General features: G+C 68.4%; 32 protein-coding genes and 1 riboswitch. Of the genes, 19 read left to right on the forward strand and 13 right to left on the reverse strand.

The genetic code is table 11. The annotated features are described in order from the left end of the window. The first annotated feature begins 33 nt into the window (after window positions 1–33). Window positions 34–195 (forward strand): twin-arginine translocase TatA/TatE family subunit, encoded by a 162-nt coding sequence (gene tatA, locus B043_RS0111340; protein WP_016329352.1) that lies wholly within the window; start codon window positions 34–36, stop codon window positions 193–195. Here the strand turns inward: tatA and B043_RS0111345 are convergent. From B043_RS0111345 to hslV, 4 genes are all read right to left on the reverse strand, one after another. After that, entirely contained in the window at window positions 192–929 is a 738-nt protein-coding gene (locus B043_RS0111345) for a formate dehydrogenase accessory sulfurtransferase FdhD (protein ID WP_018462086.1), read from the reverse strand. The genes tatA and B043_RS0111345 overlap by 4 nt on opposite strands. Before the next feature lie 97 nt (window positions 930–1,026). After that, window positions 1,027–2,094: a tetratricopeptide repeat protein gene (locus B043_RS0111350; protein ID WP_018462087.1), complete on the reverse strand. Its 1,068-nt coding sequence runs from the start codon at window positions 2,092–2,094 to the stop codon at window positions 1,027–1,029. A gap of 9 nt (window positions 2,095–2,103) precedes the next feature. Then, window positions 2,104–3,354, reverse strand: a complete 1,251-nt coding sequence (locus B043_RS0111355; RefSeq protein ID WP_018462088.1) for an AAA family ATPase — start codon at window positions 3,352–3,354, stop codon at window positions 2,104–2,106. Then, window positions 3,351–3,893 (reverse strand): ATP-dependent protease subunit HslV, encoded by a 543-nt coding sequence (gene hslV / locus B043_RS0111360; protein WP_026234255.1) that lies wholly within the window; start codon window positions 3,891–3,893, stop codon window positions 3,351–3,353. The genes B043_RS0111355 and hslV overlap by 4 nt, the downstream gene beginning before the upstream one ends. Window positions 3,894–3,990: 97 nt before the next feature. Here hslV and B043_RS0111365 point away from each other — a divergent pair, with 97 nt between their 5' ends. Genes B043_RS0111365 through B043_RS0111385 form a run of 5 tightly spaced genes read left to right on the forward strand, consistent with a single transcriptional unit; the run spans window position 3,991 to window position 7,281 of the window. Continuing rightward, window positions 3,991–5,385: an AAA family ATPase gene (locus B043_RS0111365; RefSeq protein ID WP_018462090.1), complete on the forward strand. Its 1,395-nt coding sequence runs from the start codon at window positions 3,991–3,993 to the stop codon at window positions 5,383–5,385. Then, window positions 5,375–5,677, forward strand: coding sequence for a nucleotidyltransferase domain-containing protein (locus tag B043_RS0111370; RefSeq protein ID WP_018462091.1), 303 nt, complete (start codon window positions 5,375–5,377; stop codon window positions 5,675–5,677). Before B043_RS0111365 ends, B043_RS0111370 begins: the two co-directional genes overlap by 11 nt. After that, entirely contained in the window at window positions 5,662–5,865 is a 204-nt protein-coding gene (locus B043_RS12465; protein WP_081623151.1) for a hypothetical protein, read from the forward strand. The genes B043_RS0111370 and B043_RS12465 overlap by 16 nt, the downstream gene beginning before the upstream one ends. Continuing rightward, a complete protein-coding gene (locus B043_RS0111380) occupies window positions 5,846–7,069 on the forward strand; it encodes a vWA domain-containing protein (protein WP_016329344.1) in 1,224 nt (407 codons plus the stop codon). Before B043_RS12465 ends, B043_RS0111380 begins: the two co-directional genes overlap by 20 nt. Beyond that, a complete protein-coding gene (locus B043_RS0111385) occupies window positions 7,069–7,281 on the forward strand; it encodes a hypothetical protein (RefSeq protein ID WP_016329343.1) in 213 nt (70 codons plus the stop codon). Before B043_RS0111380 ends, B043_RS0111385 begins: the two co-directional genes overlap by 1 nt. Here the strand turns inward: B043_RS0111385 and B043_RS0111390 are convergent. Together B043_RS0111390 and B043_RS0111395 are read right to left on the reverse strand one after the other, a co-directional pair. Next, window positions 7,278–7,652, reverse strand: a complete 375-nt coding sequence (locus tag B043_RS0111390; RefSeq protein WP_016329342.1) for an iron chaperone — start codon at window positions 7,650–7,652, stop codon at window positions 7,278–7,280. The genes B043_RS0111385 and B043_RS0111390 overlap by 4 nt on opposite strands. After that, window positions 7,645–8,244 carry a hypothetical protein gene (locus B043_RS0111395; RefSeq protein WP_016329341.1) on the reverse strand — a complete coding sequence of 200 codons (600 nt, stop codon included), beginning with the start codon at window positions 8,242–8,244 and terminating at the stop codon, window positions 7,645–7,647. Before B043_RS0111395 ends, B043_RS0111390 begins: the two co-directional genes overlap by 8 nt. Before the next feature lie 75 nt (window positions 8,245–8,319). Between B043_RS0111395 and B043_RS0111400 the strand changes: the two genes are divergently transcribed. The 5 genes from B043_RS0111400 to B043_RS0111420 are packed head-to-tail and all read left to right on the forward strand — an operon-like array spanning window position 8,320 to window position 11,799. Continuing rightward, window positions 8,320–9,372, forward strand: a complete 1,053-nt coding sequence (locus B043_RS0111400; protein ID WP_016329340.1) for an Mrp/NBP35 family ATP-binding protein — start codon at window positions 8,320–8,322, stop codon at window positions 9,370–9,372. Window position 9,373: 1 nt separating this feature from the next. After that, window positions 9,374–9,973: a helix-turn-helix transcriptional regulator gene (locus B043_RS0111405; protein WP_016329339.1), complete on the forward strand. Its 600-nt coding sequence runs from the start codon at window positions 9,374–9,376 to the stop codon at window positions 9,971–9,973. Between the two features lie 5 nt (window positions 9,974–9,978). Beyond that, window positions 9,979–10,749, forward strand: coding sequence for a 50S ribosomal protein L11 methyltransferase (locus B043_RS0111410; RefSeq protein ID WP_016329338.1), 771 nt, complete (start codon window positions 9,979–9,981; stop codon window positions 10,747–10,749). Beyond that, on the forward strand, window positions 10,727–11,407 hold the full coding sequence (locus B043_RS0111415; protein WP_016329337.1) for a 16S rRNA (uracil(1498)-N(3))-methyltransferase: 681 nt from the start codon (window positions 10,727–10,729) through the stop codon (window positions 11,405–11,407). The genes B043_RS0111410 and B043_RS0111415 overlap by 23 nt, the downstream gene beginning before the upstream one ends. Next, window positions 11,404–11,799, forward strand: a complete 396-nt coding sequence (locus B043_RS0111420; RefSeq protein WP_016329336.1) for a hypothetical protein — start codon at window positions 11,404–11,406, stop codon at window positions 11,797–11,799. The genes B043_RS0111415 and B043_RS0111420 overlap by 4 nt, the downstream gene beginning before the upstream one ends. On the opposite strand, the gene B043_RS0111425 is transcribed toward B043_RS0111420, so the two are convergent. Then, complete coding sequence (locus B043_RS0111425; protein WP_018462094.1) at window positions 11,749–12,651, reverse strand: AEC family transporter; 903 nt, start codon at window positions 12,649–12,651, stop codon at window positions 11,749–11,751. The genes B043_RS0111420 and B043_RS0111425 overlap by 51 nt on opposite strands. Before the next feature lie 19 nt (window positions 12,652–12,670). Here B043_RS0111425 and B043_RS0111430 point away from each other — a divergent pair, with 19 nt between their 5' ends. After that, complete coding sequence (locus tag B043_RS0111430) at window positions 12,671–13,492, forward strand: Rossmann-fold NAD(P)-binding domain-containing protein (protein ID WP_018462095.1); 822 nt, start codon at window positions 12,671–12,673, stop codon at window positions 13,490–13,492. On the opposite strand, the gene B043_RS0111435 is transcribed toward B043_RS0111430, so the two are convergent. Both B043_RS0111435 and B043_RS0111440 read right to left on the reverse strand, forming a co-directional pair. Beyond that, entirely contained in the window at window positions 13,485–14,387 is a 903-nt protein-coding gene (locus B043_RS0111435) for a zinc-binding dehydrogenase (RefSeq protein WP_018462096.1), read from the reverse strand. The genes B043_RS0111430 and B043_RS0111435 overlap by 8 nt on opposite strands. Before the next feature lie 4 nt (window positions 14,388–14,391). Beyond that, window positions 14,392–14,730: an ArsR/SmtB family transcription factor gene (locus B043_RS0111440; protein WP_026234257.1), complete on the reverse strand. Its 339-nt coding sequence runs from the start codon at window positions 14,728–14,730 to the stop codon at window positions 14,392–14,394. Between the two features lie 155 nt (window positions 14,731–14,885). On the opposite strand from B043_RS0111440, the gene B043_RS0111445 reads away from it, so the two are divergent. Together B043_RS0111445 and B043_RS0111450 are read left to right on the forward strand one after the other, a co-directional pair. After that, complete coding sequence (locus B043_RS0111445) at window positions 14,886–15,356, forward strand: arsenate reductase (azurin) small subunit (RefSeq protein ID WP_018462098.1); 471 nt, start codon at window positions 14,886–14,888, stop codon at window positions 15,354–15,356. A gap of 12 nt (window positions 15,357–15,368) precedes the next feature. After that, window positions 15,369–17,954 carry an arsenate reductase (azurin) large subunit gene (locus tag B043_RS0111450; protein ID WP_018462099.1) on the forward strand — a complete coding sequence of 862 codons (2,586 nt, stop codon included), beginning with the start codon at window positions 15,369–15,371 and terminating at the stop codon, window positions 17,952–17,954. 50 nt (window positions 17,955–18,004) lie between these two features. On the opposite strand, the gene B043_RS0111455 is transcribed toward B043_RS0111450, so the two are convergent. From B043_RS0111455 to B043_RS0111470, 4 genes are read right to left on the reverse strand one after another with little or no spacing between them, the layout of a single operon-like run. Beyond that, window positions 18,005–18,811 (reverse strand): carbohydrate ABC transporter permease, encoded by an 807-nt coding sequence (locus tag B043_RS0111455; protein ID WP_016329331.1) that lies wholly within the window; start codon window positions 18,809–18,811, stop codon window positions 18,005–18,007. Continuing rightward, window positions 18,811–19,920 (reverse strand): carbohydrate ABC transporter permease, encoded by a 1,110-nt coding sequence (locus B043_RS0111460; protein WP_018462100.1) that lies wholly within the window; start codon window positions 19,918–19,920, stop codon window positions 18,811–18,813. Before B043_RS0111460 ends, B043_RS0111455 begins: the two co-directional genes overlap by 1 nt. Before the next feature lie 53 nt (window positions 19,921–19,973). Continuing rightward, window positions 19,974–21,209 carry an ABC transporter substrate-binding protein gene (locus B043_RS0111465; protein WP_026234259.1) on the reverse strand — a complete coding sequence of 412 codons (1,236 nt, stop codon included), beginning with the start codon at window positions 21,207–21,209 and terminating at the stop codon, window positions 19,974–19,976. After that, entirely contained in the window at window positions 21,166–22,353 is a 1,188-nt protein-coding gene (locus B043_RS0111470; RefSeq protein ID WP_018462102.1) for an ROK family transcriptional regulator, read from the reverse strand. The genes B043_RS0111465 and B043_RS0111470 overlap by 44 nt, the downstream gene beginning before the upstream one ends. A 113-nt stretch (window positions 22,354–22,466) precedes the next feature. Further along, window positions 22,467–22,625: riboswitch (cobalamin riboswitch) on the forward strand. A gap of 129 nt (window positions 22,626–22,754) precedes the next feature. Here B043_RS0111470 and B043_RS0111475 point away from each other — a divergent pair. From B043_RS0111475 to B043_RS0111495, 5 genes are all read left to right on the forward strand, one after another. Then, window positions 22,755–23,609, forward strand: coding sequence for an ABC transporter substrate-binding protein (locus B043_RS0111475; protein ID WP_016329327.1), 855 nt, complete (start codon window positions 22,755–22,757; stop codon window positions 23,607–23,609). Between the two features lie 3 nt (window positions 23,610–23,612). Further along, window positions 23,613–24,641 (forward strand): FecCD family ABC transporter permease, encoded by a 1,029-nt coding sequence (locus tag B043_RS0111480; protein ID WP_016329326.1) that lies wholly within the window; start codon window positions 23,613–23,615, stop codon window positions 24,639–24,641. After that, entirely contained in the window at window positions 24,628–25,380 is a 753-nt protein-coding gene (locus tag B043_RS0111485) for an ABC transporter ATP-binding protein (protein WP_018462103.1), read from the forward strand. Before B043_RS0111480 ends, B043_RS0111485 begins: the two co-directional genes overlap by 14 nt. Further along, window positions 25,361–25,672 carry a hypothetical protein gene (locus B043_RS0111490; protein ID WP_018462104.1) on the forward strand — a complete coding sequence of 104 codons (312 nt, stop codon included), beginning with the start codon at window positions 25,361–25,363 and terminating at the stop codon, window positions 25,670–25,672. Before B043_RS0111485 ends, B043_RS0111490 begins: the two co-directional genes overlap by 20 nt. 68 nt (window positions 25,673–25,740) lie before the next feature. Then, a partial coding sequence (locus tag B043_RS0111495) for an SDR family NAD(P)-dependent oxidoreductase (RefSeq protein WP_018462105.1) occupies window positions 25,741–26,147 on the forward strand: 407 nt, incomplete at its 3' end.

The raw sequence follows: 26,147 nt of genomic DNA on the forward strand, positions 1-26,147 counted from the left end.
TGGGGGAGGGTCAAGGTGTGCTATGATGCCCTCATGCGCCTAGGACCTGTGGAGATTATCCTCATCCTTCTCGTCATCCTCCTCCTTTTTGGGGCCAAGAAGCTTCCCGAGCTTGCCCGGGGCCTTGGCCAGTCGGCCAAGGAGTTCAAGAAGGGCCTTTCCGAGGGGGAAGAGAAGAAAGAGGAAAAAGCCTAATCCGTGGGGTTGGGCATGGGGATTGTGAGGCCGCCTGGGGCGTAGAGGCGGTAGCTTTCCGGCCTGACGTAGGCGGCCAAGGCTAGGCCGTACCGCTTGGCTAAGTCCACCGCGGGGGCGGTGGCCCCGGTGCGGCTGGCCAGGAGCACGGCCCCCATGGCGATGGCCTTGGCCGCCATCTCCCGGCTCACCCGGCCGGTCACCGCCAGGAGCACGGGGGGCTTAATCCCCTCAAGGAGCATGTACCCCATGAGCCGGTCCACGGCGTTGTGGCGGCCGATGTCCTCGTTCAGGTAAAGGAGGTGGCCCTCGAGGTCAAAGAGGGCCGCCCCGTGGATGCCCCGGGTTTCCGCGTAGGCCCGGGCTTCCCGGCGGAGCTCGGAAAGGAGCCGGGGAGGAAGGCCTGGGTCCAGGGAAACGGGGGGCAGGGGGCGGAGGGGGGTCTCGCCGAAGCGGAGCCCCGCGGCGCACCCGCTGTCCCGCACCCCTAGGCCCCGCTTGGGCCTTTGGGGCAGGTTCAGGTTCACCACCCCGTCCCCCACCTGCCAGGTGAGCCCCTCGAGGCCCCCCACCACCCCGCTCAGGTAGAGGTGGCCTAAGGCCAGAAGGAGCTCCTCCCCTGGGGTGTAGCTCAAGGCGGTCCAGGGCTCCCCGTTGAGGCATAGGAGCAGGGTGGCCTCCTGGGGAAGGGGAAAATCCTCCTGGAAAAACCGCCCCTTCTGGTAGCGCCACACGGCTAGGCCCAGTTTAGCGCCCCTTAAGCGGGAAAAGGGGGCGGAAGGCACCAAAAGAAACCCGCCCGGGGTCTGGTCCCGGGCGGAAAGGGATTTCCTAGAGGCGCTTTAGAACCTCCTCCGCTTCCTTGTACCCCGGCTTAAGCTTCAAGGCCTCCTGGCACTGGTACCGGGCCCCCGCCTTATCCCCCAGCTTCTCGCTGGCCAGGCAGAGGCCCAAGCGGTACTCGGGGTTTTTAGGCTCCAGCCGCACCGCCACGGTGTAGCGGCTCCTGGCCTTCTGGGCGTCCCCCAGTTCCAGGTAGATCTGGCCCAGGTAGGCGTAGGCGGTGGGGAAACGCAAGGGGGCCAGGGCCACGGCGTTTTCCAGGGCCACGCCCGCCTCCTTCTTCCGCCCCGAGAGGAGGTAGGCCCGGCCCAGGGTGTACCAGCCCTCGGCGTCCAGGGGTTTCAGCCGGTGCCCCTCCTCCAGCACCCGCACCGCCTCCGCGGCCTGGTTTTTGAGGAGGAGGGCCGAGGCGTAGCGGACCCGGAGGTCGCTGTCCTTGGGGTTCTGCTCCAAGGCCTTGGCGTACTGCTCCAGGGCCTCGTCCAGACGGCCCAGGGCCAGGTAAAGCTCCGCCAGGGTCTTGCGCACCTCGGGGGTGTCCTCCAGGGCCAGGGCCTTCTTCAGGCTTTCCTCCGCCTGGGCTCCTTGCCCCAGAAGGATGTAGACCAGGCCCCGCTGGAGGTAAAGGGAGGCGTACTTGGGGTTGATCTTTTCCGCGTCCTTCAGGACGGAAAGGGCCTGGTCCAGATACCCCTTGGCCCGCTCCTTGTCCTCCGCCGCCCGGTAGAAGGCCATGTAGGCCTCCGACAGGACCATGTACCCCCCCATGTACCGGGGGTTGCGGGCCACCAGGGTCTTGGCGTTCTCCAGGGCGGGGTTTAGGAGGCCCAGCTTGAGCTGGGTCCGCACCAGCCAGTACTGGGCGTCGGGGTCGCCTGGTTTTTCCTTTAGGGCCCGCTCAAAAAGCTCCAGGGCGGTCTCATAGCGGCCCAGGGCGTAAAGCTGCACCCCCAGGCGCAAAGGGTCCTGCTGGACCGTCTGGGGCGGGGGGGGAGGGGTCTGCTGGGCCAGGGCGCCAAGGGCCGAAAGTCCGAAAGCCAGGATCAACCAGCGCATACCGCACCTCTAGAGCACGTACCGCGAAAGGTCCTTGGAAGCGAAGACCGCCTCCAACCTTTGCTCCACGTAGGCCCGGGTGATCTCCACCCGGCCCAGGTCCGTCTGGAAGCTCACCTCCTCCAGAACCCTTTCCAGCACGGTGGCGAGCCTTCTCGCCCCGATGTCCTCCAGTTCCTGATTGGCCCGGTGGGCGGCCTCGGCGATGGCCCAAAGGGCTTCATCGTGGAAGACAAGCTCCGTGCCGTCCGCCCTGAGGAGCTCGGTGTACTGGCGGATAAGGGAGTTTTCCGGCTCCTTCAGGATCCGGTAGAACTCCTCCGCCCCCAAAGGGGAAAGCTCCACCCGGATGGGGAAGCGGCCCTGGAGTTCGGGGATGAGGTCCGAGGGCTTGGCCACGTGGAAGGCCCCCGCGGCGATGAAGAGGACGTGCTCCGTGGAGATGGGGCCGATGCGGGTGGAGACCACCGTGCCCTCCACGATGGGGAGGAGGTCGCGCTGTACCCCTTCCCCGGAGACGTCGGGGCCGATGCTCCCTTCCCGGCGGGCCACCTTGTCGATCTCGTCAATGAAGACGATGCCGTCCTCCTGGGCGCGGCGGCGGGCCTCCTCCTTGAGCTCTTCCTTGTCTATGAGCCGCTCGGCGTGCTGGTTCTTGAGGATCTCCCGCGCCTCTTTCACCGTCATCCGGCGCCGAACGGGCCGCTTGGGGAGGAGGCCTTTCAGCATCTCCCCCATGCCTCCAAACCCCTCGCCCCCCAAAACCCCCATGAAGGGCAGGGCCACCTCCTCCTCCACCTGCACCTCCACGGAAAGGGCGTCCAGCCGGCCCGAGCGCACCTCGGCGGGGGAGGCGCGGAGGAGGGTGGCGAGCTCCTCCTCCGCCAGGCGGAGGGCCTTTTCCTCCACCTTTTTCTTCATCTCCTCCAGCACCAGCTGGTAGCTGGCCTCGGCCAGATCCCGCACGATGGAGTCCACGTCCCGGCCCACATAGCCCACCTCGGTGAACTTGGTGGCCTCCACCTTCACGAAAGGGGCCCCCGCCAGCCGGGCCAGGCGGCGGGCGATCTCCGTCTTGCCCACCCCGGTGGGGCCGATCATGAGGATGTTTTTGGGCGTGACCTCCCGGGCGATCTCCGGGGGGAGCTTCTTGCGGCGGTAGCGGTTTCTTAGGGCCACGGCCACCGCCTTCTTGGCCGCCTCCTGGCCCACGATGTGCTTGGAAAGCTCCCGGACGATTTCCGCAGGCGTGAGGTTCATGCTTCCCCCAGGGTGAGGACGGTGACCTGGCCCGAGGTGTAGAGGTCCACCTCGGCGGCGATCTTGATGGCCTCCTCGGCAATCTCCCGGGCGGAGAGAGCGCTATGGCGCAGGAGGGCCTTGGCCGCGGCCAGGGCGTAGGGCCCCCCGGAGCCCACGGCGAGGAGGGGTTCCTCCGGGGTGATGACCTCCCCCGTGCCCGAAAGGAGGACCAGGTTCTCCCGGTCCGCGGCCACGATCATGGCCTGGAGGTGGCGGAGGATGCGGTCGGTGCGCCAGAGCTTGGCGGTTTCCACGGCGCCTTTAAGGAGGTTGCCCTTGGCCTCCTGGAGCTTTTCCTCAAAGCGCTCCAGAAGGGCCAGGGCGTCGGCCACGCCCCCGGCGAAGCCCACCAGCACCCCTCCCCCCACCTCGAGGCGCCGCACCTTCACCGCACCCCGCTTCAAGACGGTCTGGCCGAAGGTGACCTGGCCGTCCCCCGCTAGGGCGGTGACGCCGTCTTTGCGCACGGCTAGGATCGTAGTTCCGTGAATCTCCATCCAGGGCCACCTTACGCCTGGCCCATGAGAAAGGGGTTAGGCGGGCCTGGTGCTCCCCGGCACATACCCCGAAGGGGTCCTTCGCTAGACTGGAGGGGTGAAGGCCAAAACCCTGGGCGAACTCAGGCGCACCTACCCCATAGAAAAGCTCCGACGGACGGTGAAGGACGAGGCGCGGGAGAACCTCCGGGCCAAGCTCGCCCGGAGGGAGAGGCTTTTCCCCGGCATCCACGGCTACGAGGACACGGTCATCCCCGCCTTGGTGCAGGCGATTTTGGCCAAACAGAACTTCATCCTCCTCGGCACCCGGGGCCAGGCCAAAAGCCGCATCCTGAGAAGCCTCACCGCCCTTCTGGACGAGGAGATCCCCGCTCTCCCCACGGAGCTTCGGGATAACCCCTTAAGCCCCATCTCCCCCGAGGGGAGGAGGCTTTTGGAGGAGGCGGGGGACGAGGCCCCCATCGTCTGGATCCCCCGGGAGGAGCGGTACGTGGAGAAGCTCGCCACCCCCGACACCACCGTGGCCGACCTCCTCGGGGACATGGACCCCATCAAGGCCGCCCGGCGGGGGACGGCCCTTTCCGACCTCGAGGCCATCCACTTTGGCCTCCTGCCCCGGGCCAACCGGGGGATCTTCGCGGTCAACGAGCTTGCGGACCTGGCCCCCAAGGTCCAGGTGGCCCTCTTCAACATCCTGGAGGAGGGGGATGTGCAGATCCGGGGCTTCCCCCTAAGGCTCCCTCTGGACGTGTGGCTGGTCTTCACCGCCAACCCCCAGGACTACACCGCCCGGGGCCGCATCGTGACCCCCTTAAAGGACCGCATCGGGAGCGAGATCCGCACCCACTACCCCAAGACCCTGGAGGAGGGGATGAAGATCAGCGCCCAGGAGGCCTTCCTGCCCGAGGGGGTGGAGGTGCCCGAGTGGGTGCGGCTTTCCGTGGAGGCCGTGGCCTTCGCTGCCCGGGAGGACCGGCGGGTGGACCAGACCGCGGGGGTTTCCCAGCGCCTTTCCATCAGCCTCCTGGAGGTGGTGGCGGCAAGCGCCGAGAGGCGGGCCCTCCTCCAGGGGGTGCCCCCGGTGGCCCGGCCTTTGGACCTGTACCAGGCCCTCCCCGCCATCACCGGGAAGCTGGAGCTGGAGTACGAGGGGGAGCTCCAGGGGGCGGAGCGGGTGGCCCGGGAGATCGTCCAGAAGGCCTTCGGCCTGGTCCTTCCCCGCTACAAGGTGCGGGCGGAGCCCATCCTGGCCTACTTTGAGCAGGGGAACCTCCTCACCGTGCCCGAGGGGGACCTCGAGGAGGCCCTGAGGCGCCTTTCCGAGGTGCCGGGGCTTCTGGAGGCGGCAACGGCCCTTGCGGGGACGGAGGAGGGGGGCTACCTCCTCTCCGCGGCGGAGTTCGTCCTGGAGGGCCTGGTGGGGCGGAGGAAGCTCGCCCGGGGGGAGGCCAGCTACCAGGCGGCCCAGCGGGAAAGGAGCTATGGCAACTAGCCTGGAGCAGGAGCGGGAAGCGGTGCTGGAGGCCTTAAGGCCCTACCTTCAGGGCCTAGGGGTGCGGCTTTACCTCTTTGGCTCCGGGGCTAAGGGGCGGCTTTGGCGGGGGTCGGACCTGGACCTGGCCCTGCGTTCGCCAACGCCCCTGGCCCACCTCCTCCCCCTCTTGCGGGAGGCCTTGGAGGAGGCTCCTGTGGTCCACCGGGTGGACCTGGTGGACCTTTCCGAGGTGGACCCGGATTTCCGCGCCCGGGTGCTGGAGGAGGGGGTGCTGTGGGGCGAGTTCTAGAGCGGTTGGCCGTGGCCCGGCGCGCCTTGGAAACCCTCCCGGCGGTTTTGGACGAGGAGGGGGTGCGCCTGGCCCTGGACGACCGTAACCGTACCGTCCACCCCTACAACGAGGCCTTGGCCCGGGCTAGCTACGCCCGTCTGATGGGGCGGGTTTTAGGGAGGCTCCATGAAGGCCGTCCGCTATAGCCGCTACGAAGGGGACCCCTCCGAGCTCAGCGCGGAGGAGATCCTTTCCCTCCTGGAGGACTTCCTCCTGGACTCGGGCTTCCAGGACCCTTTCCAGCGCTACGACCCGGACCCCGACCGCAGGCCCACCCTCGAGGACCTCTACGATGCCCTCCTCCAGGCCCTTCTGCAAAACGACCTGGTGCCCGAGGACTGGCTCCGGGAGGCCCGCTTCGCGGACCGCAAGGAGGAGACCCGGCTCCACCAGGCCATCCGGCGGATGGTTGAAAAGCTCCAGGAGGCTGGGTACTTGCGCCTGCCGGGGGAAGACCCCCTGGGCCCCGCCCAGGGCGGGTACCGGGGGGAGGCGGGGGAGGCCCGCTTTGAGCTCACGGAAAAGGCCTCGGACTTCCTGGGCCTAAAGAGCTTGAGGGAGCTCCTGGGGGCCCTGGGCCGCAATGCCCCCGGCCTCCACCCCACCCCCCACCACGCCCCGGGGGTGGAGCGGGTGGGGGAGACCAAGCCCTTTGAGTGGGGCGACCCCCTGGAGCTCCACGTCACCGAGACCCTGAAGAGGGCTCTCCCCAAAGGTTTTGAGAACCTTTCGGAGGAGGACCTCGTCATTGAGCTTTCCGAGTACACCGCGGCCATGAGCACCGTGGTCCTCCTGGACTGCTCCCACTCCATGATCCTCTACGGGGAGGACCGCTTCACCCCCGCCAAAAAGGTGGCCCTGGCCCTGGCCCACCTCATCCGCACCCAGTTCCCCGGGGACCGGGTGCGCTTTGTCCTCTTCCACGACACCGCGGAGGAGATCCCCTTGGCCCGCCTCCCCCTGGCCCAGGTGGGGCCCTACCACACCAACACCAAGGCCGGCCTCGAGCTCGCCCGCACCCTGCTCCGCAAGATGGGCGGGGAGATGAAGCAGATCATCCTCATCACCGATGGCAAGCCCTCGGCCATCACCCTGCCCAGCGGGGAGATCTACAAAAACGCCTGGGGCCTGGACCCCCTGATCCTGGCGGAAACCCTCAAGGAGGCCACCTTGGCCCGGCGGGAGGGGATCCCCATCCACACCTTCATGCTGGCCCGGGAGCCCGAGCTTCTGGCCTTCGTGAAGAAGCTTTCCCAGATCACCCGGGGCAAGGCCTACCTCACCCACCCGGGCAACATCGGCCGCTACCTCCTCCTGGACTTCCTCAACAAGAAGGTGCGGAGGAACTGATGTGGAAGGTGCTCTTCCTCCTCCTCCCCCGCCTCCTTCCCCGCCCCAGGCCCCTAAAGCCCCCGCCCGCCTGGGTGCGGGAGGCCCCCTTCCTCCACACCCCCCTCTGCCTGGACCTCCCCTACTACCCGGCTCGAGGGGAAGGGGGGGTGGTCCTCATCCCCTGGGACCGCTACGCCGAGGAGGCGGAGGAGCTTCTGGAAGGGCTTTAGCCGCTCCCCAGGGCTTTCTTAAGGAGGGCCCGGAGGGTTTCCTCTTCGTTGGGGCTGAGTCCTTTTAGGCCGAAGGCTACGGGGAAGAGGAGCCCCTCGTCCAGCCTGGCCGCGTCGGTGAAGCCCAAGGTGGCGTAGCGGGTTTTGAACTTGGAGGCGGGCTGGAAGAAGAGGACCACCTTCCCCCCTAAGGCGTAGGCGGGCATTCCGTACCAAAGCCTGGGGGCAAGCCCAGGGGCCTCGAGGCGCACCAGGCGGTGGAGGGCCTCGGCCAGGGTGCGGTCGGGCTCGGGGAGGGCCTTTATGGCCTCCAGAACCGCTTCCTCCTCCAGGCGCGCCTTTTCCTCCGGGGTCAGGCCCTTCTTAGCCATCCCCTTCCCCCAAAGCGTACAGGTAGTAATGGTCCGGACCCAGGTCAAAGAAGGCCTCCTCGTAGGCCAGGCCCTCTATGGGGGTTTCCGGGGGAAGGGGGAGGCGGAAGCCTCCCACCTCCAGCCCCTCCGGGAGGAGGCGGAGGGTCCCCCGGGCCACCTCCTGGCTTTCCCCCTCGGGGTCGTTTAGGGGGGTCTTGAGGAGGCGCACCCTCCTGCCTTCCAGGCTCCTTATGGGGCACTTGGGGTCTTGGAAGGGGGCGCGGAAGAGGAGGCGCTCCTCCACCTCCGCCACCTCCCCGTAGAGGGCGTAGCGGTCCAGGGGGAGGAGGGCTTTTCCGCTTTCCAGAAGGATGAGGAAGCGGGTCCGGTCCTCCTCCTCAAGGCGAAGGGGGGCCCGGTTTTGCCCCACCTTGGGGTCCTGGTCCAGGCTTCCTTCCACCAGGGCCTTGGCGGCCTCCAGGGCCTCCTCCCGGCTGCGGTAGAGGCTATAGGGGTTCACCTTGAAGAGGAGGTCGTAGCCCTTTGGCCCCTGGACCAGCCAGGCCAGGTGGAGTTCAAAGAAACGCCGTTTTTGCCACTCGGGGTACACGCCCTATCCTAACCGATGAAAACTGTGAGATTCCCCCTTGCCCAAAACTTTCACCTGGTATACCCTAGGCCCGGTATGGCGCTGACGGAAGAGCGGGTCCTCGAGGCCCTACGAGGCGTGCTGGACCCCGAGCTGGGCAAGGACCTGGTTTCCCTGGGCATGGTGGGGGAGGTGCGGGTGGAGGGGGCACGGGTGGACCTCCTCATCAACCTCACCACCCCGGCCTGCCCCCTAAAGGGCCAGATTGAGGCGGACATCCAAAGGGCCCTGAAGCCCCTGGGTGCGGAGGCGGTGCGGGTGCGCTTCGGGGGCGGGGTGCGCCCCCCGGAGCAGTACCCCATCCCCGGGGTCAAGCACGTGGTGGCCGTGGCCTCGGGCAAGGGCGGGGTGGGGAAGAGCACCGTGGCCGCCAACCTGGCCCTGGCCCTAGCCCGGGAAGGGGCCAAGGTGGGTCTTCTGGACGCGGACCTTTACGGCCCCAGCCAGGCCAAGATGTTCGGCCTCGAGGGCCAGCGCCTCAAGGTGGACCAAAACCGCCGCATCCTTCCCCTGGAGGCCCACGGGATCCGCGTCTTGTCCATGGCCAACATCGTCCCCCCGGGCCAGGCCATGATCTGGCGGGGGCCCATCCTCCACGGCACCCTCAAGCAGTTCCTGGAGGAGGTGAACTGGGGGGAGCTGGACTACTTGGTGGTGGACCTGCCCCCCGGCACGGGGGACGTGCAGCTCTCCCTGGCCCAGCTCACCCGGGTCTCGGGGGGGGTGATCGTCACCACCCCCCAGGAGGTGGCCCTCATCGACGCCGAGCGGGCCGCGGACATGTTCAAGAAGGTCCAGGTGCCCATCCTGGGGGTGGTGGAGAACATGAGCCACTTCCTCTGCCCCCACTGCGGCAAGCCCACCCCCATCTTCGGCGAAGGAGGCGGGCGCAGGCTGGCGGAGGCCCTCAAGGTGCGCTTCCTCGGCGGCATCCCCCTCACCCTCCCCTTGAGGGAGTCCGGGGACCGGGGGGTGCCCATCCTGGTCCAGGACCCCGAAGGCCCGGAGGCCCAGGCCTTCTTGCAGGCGGCCCGGGAGCTCGCCGCCGCCCTAAGCGTCCAGACCTTCCTGCCCCTGCCCATGGCCTAGCATGGCCCTACTCCTGGAAGGCACCAAAGAGCGCGCCCTGGAGCTCCTTCGCCTCAAGCCCTTCACGGCCAAGGAGCTGGCGGAGGCCCTAGGGATCAGCCGGGTGGCGGTGCAGAAGCACCTCCAGGACCTGGAGGCCAGGGGCCTCGTCCTCTCCGAGCTCAGGAAGTGCAGGGGCCGGGGCCGCCCTTACCGGGTCTACCGGGCCCGGGACGAGGCCACCCCCTACGTGGCCCTCTGCGCGGACATGCTTTCGGGGCTGGAGCGCATCCTGGGGGCGGAGGGGGCGGCGGAGTTCCTGAAGGGGCGCTACCTCGAGGACCTCAAGGCCCTGGGGCTGGAGGGCCTTCCCCTGAAGGAAAAGCTTGAGCGCCTGGCGGAGTTCTTACGGGCTCGGGGCTACGAGGCGGAGGTGGAGGAAAGGGATGGGGTTCTTTACCTCTGCCAAAGGCGATGTCCTAGGCTTGCCCTTTCCCAGGCCCACGGGACCCTCTGCCAGGGGGAGCTTCTGGCCTACCAGGAGGTCCTGGCCCTCCCCCTGGTGCGGGAGGAGCGCATCGCGGAGGGCGGGGCCTGTTGCCGTTACCGGGTGGAATACTAAGGGGGATGTGGGTCTACCGCCTGAAGGGCACCCTGGACGAGCTGGACCCCCTCCTCCCCGAGCTCTTTGACCGGGGGGCCAGGGGGCTGGAGGAGCGGGCGGGGGAGGTCCTGGCCTACTTCCCCGCGCCCTTGGACCTCCCCTTTGGGGGGGAGTGGGAGGAGCTTCCCGACGAGGACTGGCTTTCCGCCTGGAAGCGGGACCTAAGCCCGGTGGAGGCGGGGCCCTTCGTGGTCCTCGCCCCTTGGCACGCCTGGGAGGGGTCTGGGAAGAGGATCGTCCTCGAGCCCGGGATGGCCTTCGGCACCGGCCACCACGAGACCACCCGCATGGCCCTTTCCGCCCTGGGCCGCCACGCCCGCCCGGGGGGCAAGGCCCTGGACCTGGGTACGGGCTCGGGGATCCTGGCCATCGGGGCCGCCCTTCTCGGTATGGAGGCCCTGGGGGTGGACATTGACCCCACCGTCCTCCCCCAGGCGGAGGAGAACGCCCGCCGGAACGGGGTCGCCCCCCGTTTCCTCCTGGGAAGCCTGGAGGAAGCCCTCCCCCATGGCCCCTTTGACCTCCTCCTGGCCAACCTCTACGCCGAGCTCCACCAGGCCTTGGCTGAGGGGTACAAGAAGGCCCTAAAACCGGGGGGCGTGGCCCTCCTCACGGGCATCCTGAAGGCCAAGGCGGAAGGGGTGGAGGAGGCCCTGGAGGGGGCGGGCCTTGGGGTCTTGGAGCGGGAAGAAGCGGGGGAGTGGGTCCTCTATGCGGCCGCACCGCGCCTATAGCCCGGGGCTTTCGGGGGTTCTCCCCTTGCGGGAGGGCCGCCACCTGGTGGAGGTCCTAAGGGCCCGGGTGGGGGACCGGTTCACGGTCTTTGACGAGACCCGGGAGGCTCTGGCGGAGGTGGTGGACCTGGGCCCCCCGGTGCGCTACCGCATCCTGGAGGAACGCATCCCGGAGCGGGAGGTGGGGGTGGAGGTGGTCCTCTACATGGCCCTCCTCAAGGGGGATAAGCTGGCCGAGGTGGTGCGGGGGGCCACGGAGCTCGGGGCCACCCGCATCCAGCCCCTCGTCACCCGCCACAGCGTCCCCAAGGCCATGGGGGAGGAGAAGCTCAGGCGCCTCAGGGCCATCGCGGTGGAGGCGGCCAAGCAGTCGGGCCGGCTAAAGGTGCCCGAGGTCCTCCCCCCCATCCCCTTGGGGGAGGTTCCGGAGGTGGTCCAGGGCCTCCTGGCCCACCCCGGCGCGGGGGCCCGGGTGGGGGAGGTGCTGGACCCCGGGAAGCCCGTGGCCCTGGCCGTGGGCCCGGAAGGGGGTTTCGCCGAGGAGGAGGTGGCCCTTTTGGAGGCGCGGGGCTTTAAGCCGGTCACCCTGGGCCGGAGGATCCTCCGGGCGGAGACCGCCGCCCTGGCCCTCCTCGCCCTGGCCACGGAGGGGCGGTGAGGGGGCTTTTCCTCGTCCTCCTCTTCCTTGCGGGGTGCCGCTACGCCTTCCTGCCCCTGGACCCCGGGAAGCCCCCGCCCCCCTCTCGCCCCTTCCTGGTGGCCCGGCTCCAGCCCGAGGGGGAGGAGGCGGGCCTCGCCTTGAGGGTGGAGCGCCTCGCCTCGCCGGGCTACCTCCACCTCAAGTGGTACCGCGGGGAGGCCCTCCTCCTGGAACGGGCCCTTTTCCTGGAGGGGCCGGGGGTTTACCGGCTCCGCCTCCCCCTAGGCGAGGGGTACCACCGCCTCCTGGGGCTTTGGGGGGGCGAGCTCCTCTTCCAGCTGGACCTGGGCACCCCCCTTTTACCGGACCCCGATGAGGAAGAGGACCAGGGGCAGGGTCAGGAAGGCTAGGAAGGTGGAGACCACCACGCTCCGCGCCACCCGGGCCGCGTCCTGGCCGAACTCCCGCGTGAGGAGGAAGGCGTTCACCGCCACGGGGGTGGCGGACTGGAGGACCAGGACCTGGTGCTCCAGCTTGGGAAGCCCCAAAAGGAGCCCCACCCCGTAGGCCACCAGGGGGGCCAGGAGGAGGCGGAGGCCGCTGGCGGTGAGCTCAAAGGCCCCCACCTGGAAGGGGGTCCTGGCCATCTGCATCCCCAGGGTGAGGAGGAGGACGGGGATGGCCGCCTGGCCCATGAGGCGCACCCCCTCGTCCAGCCGAAAAGGGAGCCCTACCTCAAGCCCCTTTAGGAGGAGGCCCAGGAAGAGGGCGTAGAAGAGGGGCAGGCGCAGGGTGAAGCGGAGGCCCTCGAGGAGCCCCCCACCCCGGATGAAGGCCGGCCCCAGGCCGAACATGACCACGCTGGAGAGGATGAAGTAGACCACGGCCCTCAAAAGCCCCGCCTCGCCCAGGGCGAAGAAGGTGAGGGAAAGCCCCATGTTGCCGGAGTTGGGGAAAAGGCTACAGACCGCAAGGCTTTTGGCCGTCCTTGGGCTTAGGCGGAGGAGGCGGGAGGCGAGGAGGATGGAGAGGTAAAGCCCTATATAGGTGAGGGCGAAGCCCAAGGAGAGCCCCAAAAGCCCTTCCCGGCTGAACTCCGCCCGGTACATGGCGTCAAAGATGAGGGCCGGGACCAGGAGGTAGAGGGTGAGGCGGGAAAGGGTGGTGAGGTCCATCTCCACCCGGCGGCCCAGAAGGTAGCCGGAAAGCACCACCAGCCCCACGGGGAGGACGGTGTTCAGGAGGGCCTCCATGGGGGGCATGCTACCGTATGATGGCCCCATGGCGGGCTATCTGGAGCTGGCCGAGGCCATCCGGAAGGTCCTCCTTCAAGGGGCCCATGCCCCAACCCGCCAGGTCCTCCCCATCCCCGGGGGCGAGTTCCTGGTCATGCCCGCGGCGGACGAGGAAGTGGCGGTGTGCAAGCTGGTCACGGTGGAGCGGGACAAGTCCCCTGCCGTGCGGGCGGAGGTCTGGGCTAGGCGCCTTTCCACCGGGGAGGTCTTCCACCTGCCGGGGGAGGAGCTCACCAAAAGGCGCACCGCGGCCCTTTCCCTCCTCGCGGCCCAGTTCCTGGCCAAAAGGCGGGAAGGGGCCCTCCTCCTGGTGGGGCCGGGGGCCCAGGGAGAAGCCCACCTCGAGGCCTTCGCCGAGGGCTTCCCCCTCACCCGGGTCCTCGTTCGGGGCCGGGGCCGGCCCCGGGTGGAGGCCCTTTTGGAGCGGGCCCGGGCCCTAGGCCTTCCGGCGGAGGAGTGGGTGGGGGCGGAGGTGCCGGAGGACGTGGCCTTCATCGTCACCGCCACCCCAAGCCCTACCCCCGTCCTCCCCGAACGGGTGCCGGAAGGGGCCTTCATCGCCGCGGTGGGCTCCTTCCGCCCGGAGATGCAAGAGCTTCCCGAGGGGCTTCTCCGGGGGGCCGCCCTCTACTGCGACACCGAGGACGCCCTGAAGGAGGCGGGGGAGCTCCAGGGGAGAAGGGGGGTGGTTCCCCTGAGGGAGGCCCTTTTGGGCGCGCGGGCGAACGGGGACCCGGTGGTCTTCAAGAGCGTGGGCCACGCCCTCTTTGACCTGGCCGCGGTGCGGGCCTACCTGGGCCTTACCTAACCCGCACCACCACCTTCCCCACATGCCCCCGGTCCAGAAGGGCCTGGAAGGCGGCCTCCGCCTCGGCGAAGGGGAAGACCTGGCCCACCACCGGCTTAAGGGTCTGCCCCAGTCTGGGGAGGAGGAAGCCCAAGGCCTCCTCTAAAAGAGGGCGGTCCTGGAGGAGCGGGGCCAGCCAGAAGCCCCGCACGGTGAGGTTTTTCCGCATGAGCCTCAAGGGGTTGAGGGGGACCACCTCCCCCTCCGCCGCCCCCACGTAGACCAGCGTCCCCCCGGGTTTCAGAAGCCCGAGGCTTTCCTCCAGCTTCCCCCGGACCTCCAGGATGGCTTCCACCCCGCCCAGCTCCTTCACCCGCTCGGGGAGGGTCTCGTAGGTGGACGCCAGGTCGGCCCCTAGGCCCTGGGCCAGGGCCAGCTTCTCCGGCCTCGAGGCCGCCGCCACCACCCTAAGCCCCAGGGCCTTGGCCACCTGGATCGCCGCGGTGCCCAAGGCCCCCCCCGCCGCCTGGACCAGGACCCAGGCCCCCGGAGGCACCCCCTTGAGGGCCAGGTAGGCGGTGAGGAAGGACACGGGGAAGGCCGCGGCCTCCTCGAGGCCCAGGCCCTCGGGCAGGGGTAGGAGGGCCTCTTCTTTCACCGCCACCCGTTCCGCCAAACCCCCATGCCCCATAAGGGCCGCGTACCGCCTGCCCTCCACCCGGCCCACCGCCTCCATCCCCGGCACAAAGGGAGGGTGCACCCGGGTGAGGTACCCCCCCAGGCGCAGGAGGTGGTCGGCGAAGTTGAGCCCCACCGCCTCCACCTCCAGAAGGACCTCCCCGGGGCCCGGGATGGGTTCCGGGACCTCCTTCAGGACCATGGGCCGGCCAAGGGCTTCCTGAACCCAGGCGCGCATGGCCTCAGCCTACCTTTTCCAAGGCCTTCCGCCCTTTTTGGGCCAGCTTCAGAAGGGCCTGGGCCACCCCTTCCAGGGCCCCGGGGCGCAGGCGGTAGTAGGTCCAGCGGCCCACCCGTACCCCCTCCACAAACCCCGCTTCCCGGAGGATCTTCAGGTGGTGGCTTACCGTGGGCCCGGAAAGCCCCGTCCGTTCTTGAAGGTGGCAGAAGCAGAGGCCAAAAGCGGTCCCACACCGGGGGTCCCGGACCACATGCTCATCCGGGGGATCCGCGAGGAGCTCCACTATAAGAAGGCGCACCGGGTCGGCCAGGGCCTTGAGCTTGTCCTCTAGACCGTCCATGCCTAGCCGCCACTTTAGCACAACCCCTCTGGATGGCGGGGGGCGTATCTCTCAAGTGGAAATACCCCTTATCTCATGGGTATCTATTCCTATTGACAGACTTCAAATCCATGTGGTACTTTTCAAGCCGAAAGGAGGGACAAATGCCCCAAGTTATGACGCGGAGGCGTTTTGTTCAGCTTTCGGCGGCGGCCACCGCCCTCTTCACCGCAGGGGGTAAGGCCCAGCTCTGGTATGCCCCTAGCCTCACCTACCCCGCGGTGAAGGTGGCCAACGTGGCCCAGGTGAGGACGGGGGAGCCCATCCCCTTCAACTACCCCGACGCCTCCTCCCCCGCCATCCTCCTCAAGCTGGGCCGGCCGGCCATGGGGGGGGTAGGGCGGGAGCGGGATATCGTGGCCTTCTCCGCGCTTTGCACCCACATGGGCTGTCCCGTCCAGTACAAGGGCGGGCGCCTGGTCTGCCCCTGCCACTACTCCATGTTTGACCCCGCCAAGGGCGGGCAGTGCTACCAGGGGCTGGCCAGCTCCTGGCTTCCCCAGATTCCCTTGCGCATAGACGCCAAGGGGGACATCTACGCCACGGCGGTGATGGGCCTCATTTGGGGCCGGGCCAAGAACGTGTAAGGAGGTGCGAGGATGGCGCTTTTTGAACGCAGGGACCAGCTTCCCCTCCCGCCTAAGGGGGCCAGGGTCTACAACACGGTCTGCCAGTACTGCAACGTGGGCTGCGGGTATAAGGTCTACGTCTGGCCGGTGGGGGTGAACGGGGGCCCCAAGGCGGACCAGAACGCCTTTGGCGTGGACTTCACTTCTCCCCAGACCCCCCTCCAGGGCCTGAACTACACGGAGACCATGCACACGGTCACCGTGGGGAAAGACGGCCAGCTCTACAACGTGGCCGTCGTCCCCGCCAAGGAGTCCCCCATCAACCGGGGCAACTACTCCATCCGGGGTGGGACCAACGCCGTCACCCTCTTTAGCCCTGCCCGCGGCACCCAGGACCGCCTCCAGTACCCCCTCCTCCGGGTGGGAGACCAGTTCCAGGCCATCACCTGGCAGGACGCCCTCACCCTCATGGCCGCCCTTATCAAGGGCATCCGCGACCGCGACGGCAACGACGACAACATCGCCGTGAAGTGCTACGACCATGGGGGCTCGGGCCAGGGCTTTGAGGACAACTACGCCGCGGGTAAGCTCTTCTTCACCGCCCTTTCCGTGAAGCACATCGCCATCCACAACCGCCCGGCCTACAACTCCGAGGTCTGGGGGAGCCGGGAGCGGGGGGTCCACGAGCTCAACTACGACTACTCCGATGCCCGCCTGGCGGACACCATCGTCCTCTGGGGGGCCAACCCCTACGAGACAGCCACCGTCTTCTACGTGGAGCACATGCTGGAGAACATTAAGGGGGCCACGGTAGATGAAAAAAGGAGGGCTTTTGACCGGGGCGAGCCCGCGGAGCCGGGTTACCTCATCGTCATAGATCCCCGAAAAACTTCCAGCTACACCGTGGCCGCCCAGCTGGCCCCGGACCGGGTCCTCCTCCTCCAGCCCAACCTGGGCACGGACTACATCCTGGCCAACGCCATCGCCCGCGTGGTCTGGGAGCGGGGCTACTACGACATGGCCTACCTCCAGGCCCGCACGGACATGGCCCTCTTTGAGGAGTACAAGCAGAAGAGCCTCAAGCTCTCCCTGCCCTACGGGGAGTTCATGGCCCAGGCCGAGCGCATCACGGGGGTGCCTAGGGCCTTGATGGAGCGGGCCGCGGACTGGATCGCCAAGCCCAAGGCGGGCCGCTTCAAGCGCCGCACCCTCACCATCTACGAGAAGGGCATCATCTGGAACATGAAGAACTACGACCAGGTGGCGGCCATCGTGCAGCTGGCGGTCCTCACCCACAACATCGGCCGCCCGGGCACGGGGTGCGGCCGCCAGGGCGGGCACCAGGAGGGCTATGTCCGGCCGCCCGCGCCCACGCCGGGCTCCATCTACCGGGGCGGCCCCCCTGTGAACGTGGACAAGTTCCTTACGGACGGCAAGGGCAAGTTCTACTGGGTCATCGCCAACGACCCCTACCTTTCCACCCCCAACAACCAGGTCTTCCGCAAGCGCATCCACGAGCGCACGGAGCGGCTCACCCGGGCCCTTGGGGCGGGTGGGGAGCCGGGGACCATCCAGGAGCGGGCGAGGAAGATCCTGGACATCCTCTACCGTGACCCCGAGGCCCTCTTCATGGTGGTGCAGGACATCTACATGACGGAGACCGCCCGGGACGCCCACCTTATTTTGCCCGCCGCGGCCTGGGGCGAGGCCAACGACACCTCCATCAACTGCAACAGCCGCCTCCTGCGCCTCTACGAGAAGTTCACCGATCCTCCCGGGGAGGCCAAGCCCGACTGGGAGATCTTCAAGTGGGTGGGCCTGCGCATCGCCGAGCTCTACCGGGCGGAGGGCAAGGCCCAGGAGGCCCAGAAGTTTGAGTTTGGCCGGAACTGGCGGACGGACGAGGACGTTTTCCTGGCCGGGGCGGAGGAGTTCTCCGACAACCGCGTTTCCGAAGAGGACGAGGCCAAGCTGGAGGCCGAGAACTACAAGGGCGTGACCTACGCCTTCCTGAAGCGGGTGGGCCAGGAGGGCATCCGCACCCCCGTGCGCCGGGACCCCAAGACGGGCCAGCTGGTGGGCACCCTCCGGCGCTACACCCACAAGTTCGGCACCTCCGACGGCAAGTTCAAGTGGTACGGTACGGACGACTGGGAGGGCTATCCTCCCGAGGTGGCCAAGTACCTGGAAGGGGAAAAGGCCCAAAAGTACCCCTTCTGGGTCACCACCGGCCGGGCCCAGGTCATCTGGCAGACCGCTTACCACGACCGGCACCTGCCGGAGAAGGCCCTCACCCTGCCCCTCCCCTACGTGGAGGTAAACCCTGAGGACGCAAAGCGCCTGGGCCTTAGGGAAGGGGACATCGTGGAGGTCTACAACGAGGAGGGGAACGGGACCTTCATGGTCTACATCACCGACGCGGTGAAGCCCGGCATGCTCTTCCTGGTCATGTACCACTGGCGGGGCACCAGCAACTCCCTGGTTTCCGGCTACACCGACCCCAAGACCACCATCCCCTGGTACAAGGGCACCCGGGCCAACCTGCGCAAGGTGGCGGGGGCCATCCCCTCCTTGCAGCAGACGGCCAGCACCCTCCAGCAGAACCGGTTTGACTAAGCCGTCCCTCTAGAAAGTCCCCCGGGGCGGTAGTCCCCGGGGGGCTTGGCCTAGCCCTTTACCGAGCCCGCCAGGAGGCCCCGCAGGAAGTAGCGGCCCAGGAAGATGTAGACGAGCAGGGTGGGCAAGGCGGCCAGGATGGCCCCGGCCATGGGCAGGTTCCACTTCACCGCCTCGCCCCCAGCCAGCTGGGCCAAGGCCACGGTGATGGGTTGGCTTTCGGGCCGGGTGAGGGTTACGGCGAAGAGAAACTCGTTCCAGATCTGGGTGAACTGCCAGATGCCCACCACCACGAAGGCGGGGGCGGATAGGGGCAGGATCACGTGGCGGAAGATCCCGAAAAAGCCCGCGCCGTCTATCCGGGCCGCCTCTATGAGCTCGTCTGGGATTTCGCTGTAGTAGTTGCGGAAGATGAGGGTGACGATGGGGATGCCATAGACCACGTGCACCAGCACGAGCCCCCCTAAGGTGCCGTAAAGCCCGATGGCCTTGATGAACTGGAAAAGGGGGATGAGGATGCTCTGGTAGGGGATGAACATCCCGAAGAGCATCAGGGCGAAGAGGAGGTTCGCCCCCCTAAAGGGCCACTTGGCCAGCACGTAGCCGTTGAGGGCCCCGATGAAGGCGGAGATGAGGGTGGCGGAGACCGCCAGGACCACGCTGTTTTGGAACTTGGGCCGGAAGGCCTCCCAGGCGATGCGGAAGCTTTCCCAGTATAGGGGGTCCGGCCAGCGCCACACCGCGTCCAGGGTGATTTTGGCGGGCTCTTTCAGGGCGGTGAGGATCACCAGGTACACGGGGAGGAGGAAGAAAACGAGGGCCAGCCCCAGGAAGAGGTAGAGGAGCGCCCGGCCCATCACCGCCGCACCTCCTTCCTGAGCTGGCTTGCCAGGTAGGGCACCACCACCAGGGCCACCAGGAGGAGGAGGAGCAGGCCGATGGCCGCGCCCTTGGCGAACTGGTTGCCCCGGAAGGCCAGGAGGTACATGTAGATGGCGGGCACGTCCGTGGGGGCGTAGTCCAGCCCCGCCATGGCGAAGATGAGGTCAAAGATCTTCAGGGCGATGTGGCCCAGGACGATCATGGCGGAGAGGGTGATGGGGGCGAGAAGGGGGAAGATGACGTACCGGTAGAGCTGCCAGCTTCCAGCCCCGTCCACCCGGGCGGCCTCGAGGACCTCCACCGGGATGCCCCGGAGGCCCGCCAGGTAGAGGGCCATGGTGTAGCCCGACATCTGCCAGACCGCGGCCAGGATCACCCCGATGAGGGCCAGGCTGAACCCGTGGGGCTCGGGGTAGGGGAGGAGCTGGACCCGGCTTCCCAAGGTGAAGGCCCAAAGGAGGAGAACCCCTCCGGAGAGGAGGCTCCAGAAAAGCCTTCTCCTTTCCCCGCCCCGCCAGGCTCCGTAGGCCACGAGGAGGAGGACCAGGCCCACGAGGAGGGCGGTGTAGAAGGGGAGCCGGTTCCAGTCAAAGACCAGGACCTGTTCCCTTGTGGTGAGCCAGGGGAAGGGGAGGGGGGGAAGGCCCACCAGGGTGGGGAGGACGTTCACCCCCCCCTGGGGCTGGAGAAGCCAGCGCCAGATGGTCCCCGTGACCACGAAGGAGAGGGCCATGGGGAAGAGGAAGACCGTGCGGAAAAACCCTTCCCCCTTAGGGCGCTGGTCCAGGGCCAGGGCCAGGAGGAGCCCTAGGCCCAGGCTCCCCGCCATGAAGAAGAGGGTGAAGAAGACCAGGTTGACCACGCTCTGCCGGAAGCGCACGTCCACGAAGCCCGTGAAGAGCTCCCGGTAGTTCTCGAGGCCCACGAACCGGAGCTCGGGCCGTAGGGCCAGGGCCTGGGCGGGGTTTTTGCCCCAGTCCGTGAGGGAAACCCAAAGCGTCTGCCCGATGAAGCCGTAGACAAAGATCCCCACCAGCACCAAGGAGGGAAGGAGGACCAAAAAGGCCAGGATCCGGTCCCGCACGTTACCCCCAGAATACCCCTGGGGGCCAAAGGCCCCCAGGGGGCGAAAGATCCTTAGCGCCCGAGGCCCACCTGGTCGGCGATGGCCTGGGCGGCGTTGGCCGCGGCCTTGGCGTTCCTAGACTGGAGGTAGATCTCCATCACGGTGCCGAACTGGCTCATGAAGCTCTCGGGGGCCACCGCCCCGTGGACCAGGGAGCCCACGATGCGGTTGGACTTCCAGTCCTTCATGGCGGCCTGGCCGTAGGCGTTGTACTTGGCGGGGTCGGAGTCCAGGCGGGCGGCGATGGAGCCCTTAAGGGGGTTAAAGGTGTCCTGCCCCTCCTTGGAGCCCACGAGCCGGAGCCAGTTCAGGGCGTTCTGACGGTTCTTCGCCCCCTTGGGCAGGCCGAAGGAGTCGGAGAGCATCATGAAGACCCCCTGGGTGCCCGGGGAGGGGGCCCAGGCGAAGTCGGTGCCCGGGCGGAGCTTCAGGGTGGTGGCCATGTACCCCGCGGCCCAGTCCCCCATGATGTTGAAGGCCGCCTGCCCCTGGACCACCCGGTCCACCGCCTGCTGCCAGGAAAGCCCCGCCGCGTCCTTGTTGGCGCAGTCCAGGACTTTCCCGAAGGTCTCCCACACCGCCACCGCCTTGGGGTCGGTGAACTTCAGCTTGCCTGTCCAAAGGTTGTTCCAGCCCTCAGCGCCCAGCATGGCTAGGGCCACGCTCTCCCAGAGGTGCTGCTGGGTCCAGTTCTCCCCCAGGGCCAGGGGGGCCTGGAGGCCCTTGCGCTTCAGCGCCTCGCAGGTGGCCAGGAACTCGGCCCAGGTCCTGGGCGGCGTGACCCCCCACTCCCGGAGCTTGGCCGGGATGTACCACATGACGTTGGAGCGGTGGATGTTCACCGGGACGCTCCAGATCCCGCCCTTGTAGGAGAGGAGGTCAATGAGCCCCTTAGGGAAGGCCTGGAGCCAGCCTTCCTGGCGGAAAAGACCTGTAAGGTCCTCCATGCGATTGGCCACCACCCAAGTGCCGATGAGCTCCTGCCCCGCGTGGACCTGGAAGGTGTCCGGAGGGTCGCCGCCCAGCATGCGGGTTTTGAGCACCGCCTTGGCGTTCACCCCGGCCCCGCCCGTCACCGTGGCGTTGATGACCTCCACCCCGGGGTACTTCTGCTTGTAGAGCCGGATGAGGGCCTCCAGGGCGGGCCCCTCGTCCCCCGCCCACCAGGAGAAGATCTCCAGCTTGCCCGTCTGGGCCAGGGCGCTAAGCCCCAAAGCCATGCCTAAAACCCAAAGCCACTTCCTCATACGGACCTCCATTGCGACGTGGGCTTTCCGCCCACAGGCCGCCCAGCTCAAAAAAGCGGGCCAGGAAAAGGCTCGCTCCCCCCACCGCCGGGGCCAGATGGCCGTAGGCCGAGGGGTAGACGGGAAGGTTCTGGTGCACCGGAAGGAAGGCCGCCTTCCTGAGCCCCGCCCGCAGAGGGGCCTCCAGGTAGGGAAAGAGTTCCGCCGCCCGCCCTCCGATGACCACCCGGGCCGGGTCGTAGGCCACGGCCAGGTTGGCGAGGAAACGCCCCAGGGCCTCCCCCAGGTGGGCAAGGACCTTCATGGCCGCCTCTTCCCCCCTTTCCGCCAAGGCCAGGAGGGTGTCCAGATCCTCCGCCTCCCCCCCCAGGGCCCGGTGGTGGGCCAGGAGGTTTTGGAGGCCAAGCTCCGTTTCCAGACATCCCCTGCGCCCGCACCGGCAGGGGGCGCGGCCCCCACCCGTCCAGTGCCCCACCTCCCCCGCCGCCCCGTGGGTGCCGCGGAGAAGGCGGCCTTCCGCCACCACCCCCACCCCGAGCCCCGTGCTCAGGACCACGTAGGCCAGGTTCTCCTCCCCGTGGAAGAAGACCTCGGAGAGGGCCGAGGCTTTGGCGTCGTTTTCAAAGGCCACGGGGATGGGGAAGCCCTTCAGGGAGAGATCCAGATCGCGCCAGCCCAGGTTGGGGGCGAAAAGGAGCCTAGGCCCGGCCACCACCCCGGGGAAGGTGATCCCCAGGCCCAAGGCCCCTTCCGCCCGCGGCCGGACCGCCTCCTTCAGGGCTTCCAGGCGGGCCTCCACCCCTTCTTCCTTGGGGTGGGGCCATTCCTGGCTCCAGAGCACCTCCCCCCGCCAGTCCACCGCCAGGAGGACGGTGCCCTCCACCCCCAGTTCGGCCCCCAGGGCGTAGCGGGCCTGGGGCTTTAGGCGGAGGAGGACCCCCGGCCGGCCGAGCTCCCCGGGGCGCACCTCCCCCTCCTCTAGAAGGCCCTCCTCCAGGAGCTCCTCCACCAGGCGGCTCACCGCGCTCTTGGCCAGGCCGGTCTTTCGGGCGAGGTCGGCGCGGGTGGCCGGGGCCTGCCGCAAGCTTTGCAGGATGGCCCTCCGGTTCAGTCTGCGGATTTCCTGCGTATCCCCCTTGCGCACCCCACGCCCCCTTTAGTTCGTCCTCGGTACTAACTAAACCACCCCCCACCGCCCCTTGTCAAGGGGGGCCGGGAGGCCTTAAGGTAGGGCCAAGGCCCGCTAGGGCCCAAAAGCCAGGTCCCGTATGCCCTGGTGCCTGGGCGCGTAGTCCAGGCTTAAAGTGGGGAAGTCCGGTGCAAGTCCGGCGCTGTCCCGCAACGGTAACCGGCCGATCGTCGGGCCTTTCTTCGCAGGCCGGAAGCCCGAATGCCTGCCAGGGCCGCCCCTCTTCCCCGGAGGGGCACCTCACGCGGATGGGGGGAGACGTGGGGGTTAAGCTGTCCTTTAGCCCCTGCCTCCCGGCAGGGGCTTTGCCCTACCTCCCCCGGGCCTGGCCCTAGCGCGCCGGAAGGAGGTCGGGCATGAAAAGGGTTTTGGCGGTTCTTGCGGTCTTTTGGGCGCTGGTCTGGGCTTTTCCCCTCACGGTTACAGACGATCTGGGGCGCACCGTCACCCTGAAGGCCCCCCCCAAGCGCATCGTCTCCATGCTTCCCTCGGTCACGGAAACGGTCTGCGCCCTGGGGGCCTGCGATCGGCTCGTGGCCACGGACGACTACTCCGACTGGCCCGAACGGGTGAAGGGGCTCCCCAAGGCCGGGGGTCTTTACAACCCCAACCCCGAGCTCATCCTTTCCCTGAAGCCGGACCTGGTGCTGGTTTCCAAGTACGGCCGCCTCTACGAAACCCTGGAGCGGGCGGGGCTTACCGTCTACGCGGTGCGCACGGAGACCTACGAGGACATCTTCAAGACGGTGCGCACGTTGGGCCAGCTCCTGGGCCTGCCTTCCCAGGCGGAGAGGCTGGTGGCCCAGATCCAGCGGGAGGTCTATCAGGAGGAAAGCCGCGCCGCCCAGGCTCGCTCCCGGCCCCGGGTCTACTACGAGATCGACCCCACCCCCTACACCGTGGGCCCGGAGAGCTTCATTGGGGTCCTTATCGCCAAGGCCCGGGGGGTGAACATCGTGCCCAAGGAGCTTGGGCTTTTCCCCAAGATCGCCCCGGAGTTCGTGGTGGAAAAGAACCCCGAGGTCATCGTGGCCACCTACCCCGACGCGGAGAGGACCATCCGCGCCCGGCCGGGCTGGAGCCGGATCCGGGCGGTGGAGAGGGGGCGGATCTGCGTCTTCACGGGGGGGGAGGACAGCCTCCTCTCCCGCCCCGGCCCCCGGGTGGCCCAGGGCCTGAGGCTTCTCGTGGACTGCTTCCACGGCAGGTAGCCTATGGTCCTGGGCCTCCCCCTAACCCTTAGGCGGGGCCTGGTCTTCGGCTGGCTCTTCCTCCTCCTCTTCCTGGCCCTGGTGCTGGGGGTGGCCCTGGGGGCGGTGGCCCTTTCCCCCTGGGAGGTCTTAAGGGCCCTTCTCGGCCTCGAGGCCAACCCCATCGTCACCGAGCTCCGCCTGCCCCGGGTCCTGGGGGGGATGCTGGTGGGGGCGGCCCTGGGCCTCTCGGGGGCCGCCTTCCAGGGGCTTTTCCGCAACCCCCTGGCGGACCCCTACCTCATGGGGGCGGCCTCCGGGGCGGCCTTCGGGGTGACCCTCTTCGCCGCCCTTTTGGGCGGCCTTTCCCCGGCCTTTGCCCAGCACGCGGTCTTCCAGCACCTGCCCCTTTCCGCCACCCTCATGGGCTTCCTGGGGGCCCTTTCCGCCACCCTCTTCACCCTCCTCCTGGCGGGGGGGGTGGCCCGCACGGGGGAGCTGGTCCTCTCGGGGGTGGTGGTGGGGAGCGTCCTCACCGGGGCCACCACCTACCTGATGCTCCAGGACGCGGACCGGGTGCGGGCGGTCTTCGCCTACACCCTGGGGAACCTGGCCTTTATGGGCTGGGCAGGGGTGAAGGCCCTTCTCCTCTTCGCCCTGTTGGCCCTGCCGCCCCTTCTCCTCCTCGGACGCTTCCTGAACGCGTTGCAGCTCGGGGAGGAGACCGCCCGGAGCCTGGGGCTGCCCCTCGAGGCCCTAAAGGGCCTCCTCCTCCTCTCCGCAAGCCTTCTGGTGGCCGCGGCCGTGGCCCAGGCGGGGATCATCGGTTTCGTGGGCCTCATCGCCCCCCACGCCCTAAGGCGCCTTCTCGGGGAGGATTACCGCCTGCTTCTCCCGGCGAGCGCCCTGGGGGGGGCGGCCCTCCTGGCCTTCGCCGACCTCCTGGCCCGCACCCTCACCCGGCCCGCGGAGCTCCCCGTGGGGGTGGTGACCACCCTCCTCGGGGGGCCCTTCTTCCTTTACCTCATGTGGAGGCGCCGTGGGCGGGCTTGAGGCCAAGGGGGTTATGGGGCCCTTCGCCCTGAAGGGGGTGAGCCTCCGCCTCCGCCCCGGGGAGTGGCTCGCCCTCCTTGGGCCCAACGGCTCCGGCAAGAGCACCCTCCTTAAGGTGATGGCAGGCCTCCTTAGGCCTAGGGCGGGGGAGGTCTTTCTGGAGGGCCGGCCCCTTTCCGCCTACGGGAGCTACGCCCGGGGGCGCCTCCTGGGCTACCTCCCCCAGGGGGGGCCCTACCCCGAGGGGCTTTGGGCGGAGGAGGTGGTGCGGCTTGGGCGGCTGCCCCACCTGGGGCTTTGGGGCCGGGAAGGGCGGGAGGACCGGGAGGCGGTGGAGTGGGCCCTGGAGGTCACGGATACCCTTTCCTTCCGCCACCGTCCCCTCGCCACCCTCTCCGGCGGGGAGAGGCAGCGGGTCCTCCTGGCCCGGGCCCTTGCCGCCAGGCCCCGCTACCTCCTCCTGGACGAGCCCACCACCTTTTTGGACCTCGAGCACCAAGGGGCCCTCCTCGCCCTCTTGAAGCGCCTCAAGGGGATGGGGGTGGGGGTCCTTTCCGTCCTCCACGACCCCAACCAGGCGGCCTTGGCGGACCGGGTGGCCCTCCTCGTGGGGGGAAGGCTCCTTTACCAGGGTCCTCCGGAAGAGGCCCTAAAAGAGCCCCTCCTCCAGGCCCTCTACGGCGGGGGGGTGCGGGTGGCCCACCTGGGGGGGAGGCCCCATGTCTACCTGGACGGATAGGGCCCGGCTTTTCGTCAAGGGGAAGGCCCTCCTCCTGGACCTGGGCCGCCCCACCCTCCTCTACACGGAAAGCGGCCCCAAGAGGGCCCGCTACCTCCTGGTGGGGCGGCTTGCCCCGCCCGACTGGTTCCGCCTGGGCCTGCCCCGGGAGGAGGTCCTCCACTACCCCCTCCCCATAGACCCCCTGGACTTCGCCTGGGAGGGCGCCACCCTGATCCTTCCCGGGCTCAGGGTGTACCTGGAAGGCCCCCCGGAGTTCGTGGAGACCCCCTACTGGGCCTGGCCCCTTTAGGGCTTGACGGGGGCCCTGCCCCGGGGGTAGGGTGAGCCTACCGACCGTTCGGTCGTGGGAGGTGCGGGATGCGCTTAGCCGGCAAGCGGGTGCTCATCACGGGGGCGGCCCACGGCATCGGCCGGGCCACCCTGGAGCTTTTCGCGAAGGAAGGGGCGAGGCTCGTGGCCTGCGACCTGGAGGAGGGCCCCCTCCGGGAGGCGGCGGAAGGGGTGGGGGCCCTGGCCATTCCCATGGACGTGGCCGACCCCCGCTCGGTGGAGGAGGGGTTCGGGAAGGCCCTGGAGGCTTTGGGGGGNTTGGACGGGGTGGTGCACTACGCGGGGATCACCCGGGACAACTTCCACTGGAAGATGCCCCTGGAGGACTGGGAGGCGGTGCTCCGGGTGAACCTTACGGGGAGCTTCCTGGTGGCCAGGGCGGCCAGCGCGGCCATGCGGGAGAGGAACCCTGGGAGCATCGTGCTTACCGCAAG

Source organism: Thermus oshimai DSM 12092, assembly GCF_000373145.1.
In the GTDB taxonomy this organism is placed as follows: domain Bacteria; phylum Deinococcota; class Deinococci; order Deinococcales; family Thermaceae; genus Thermus; species Thermus oshimai.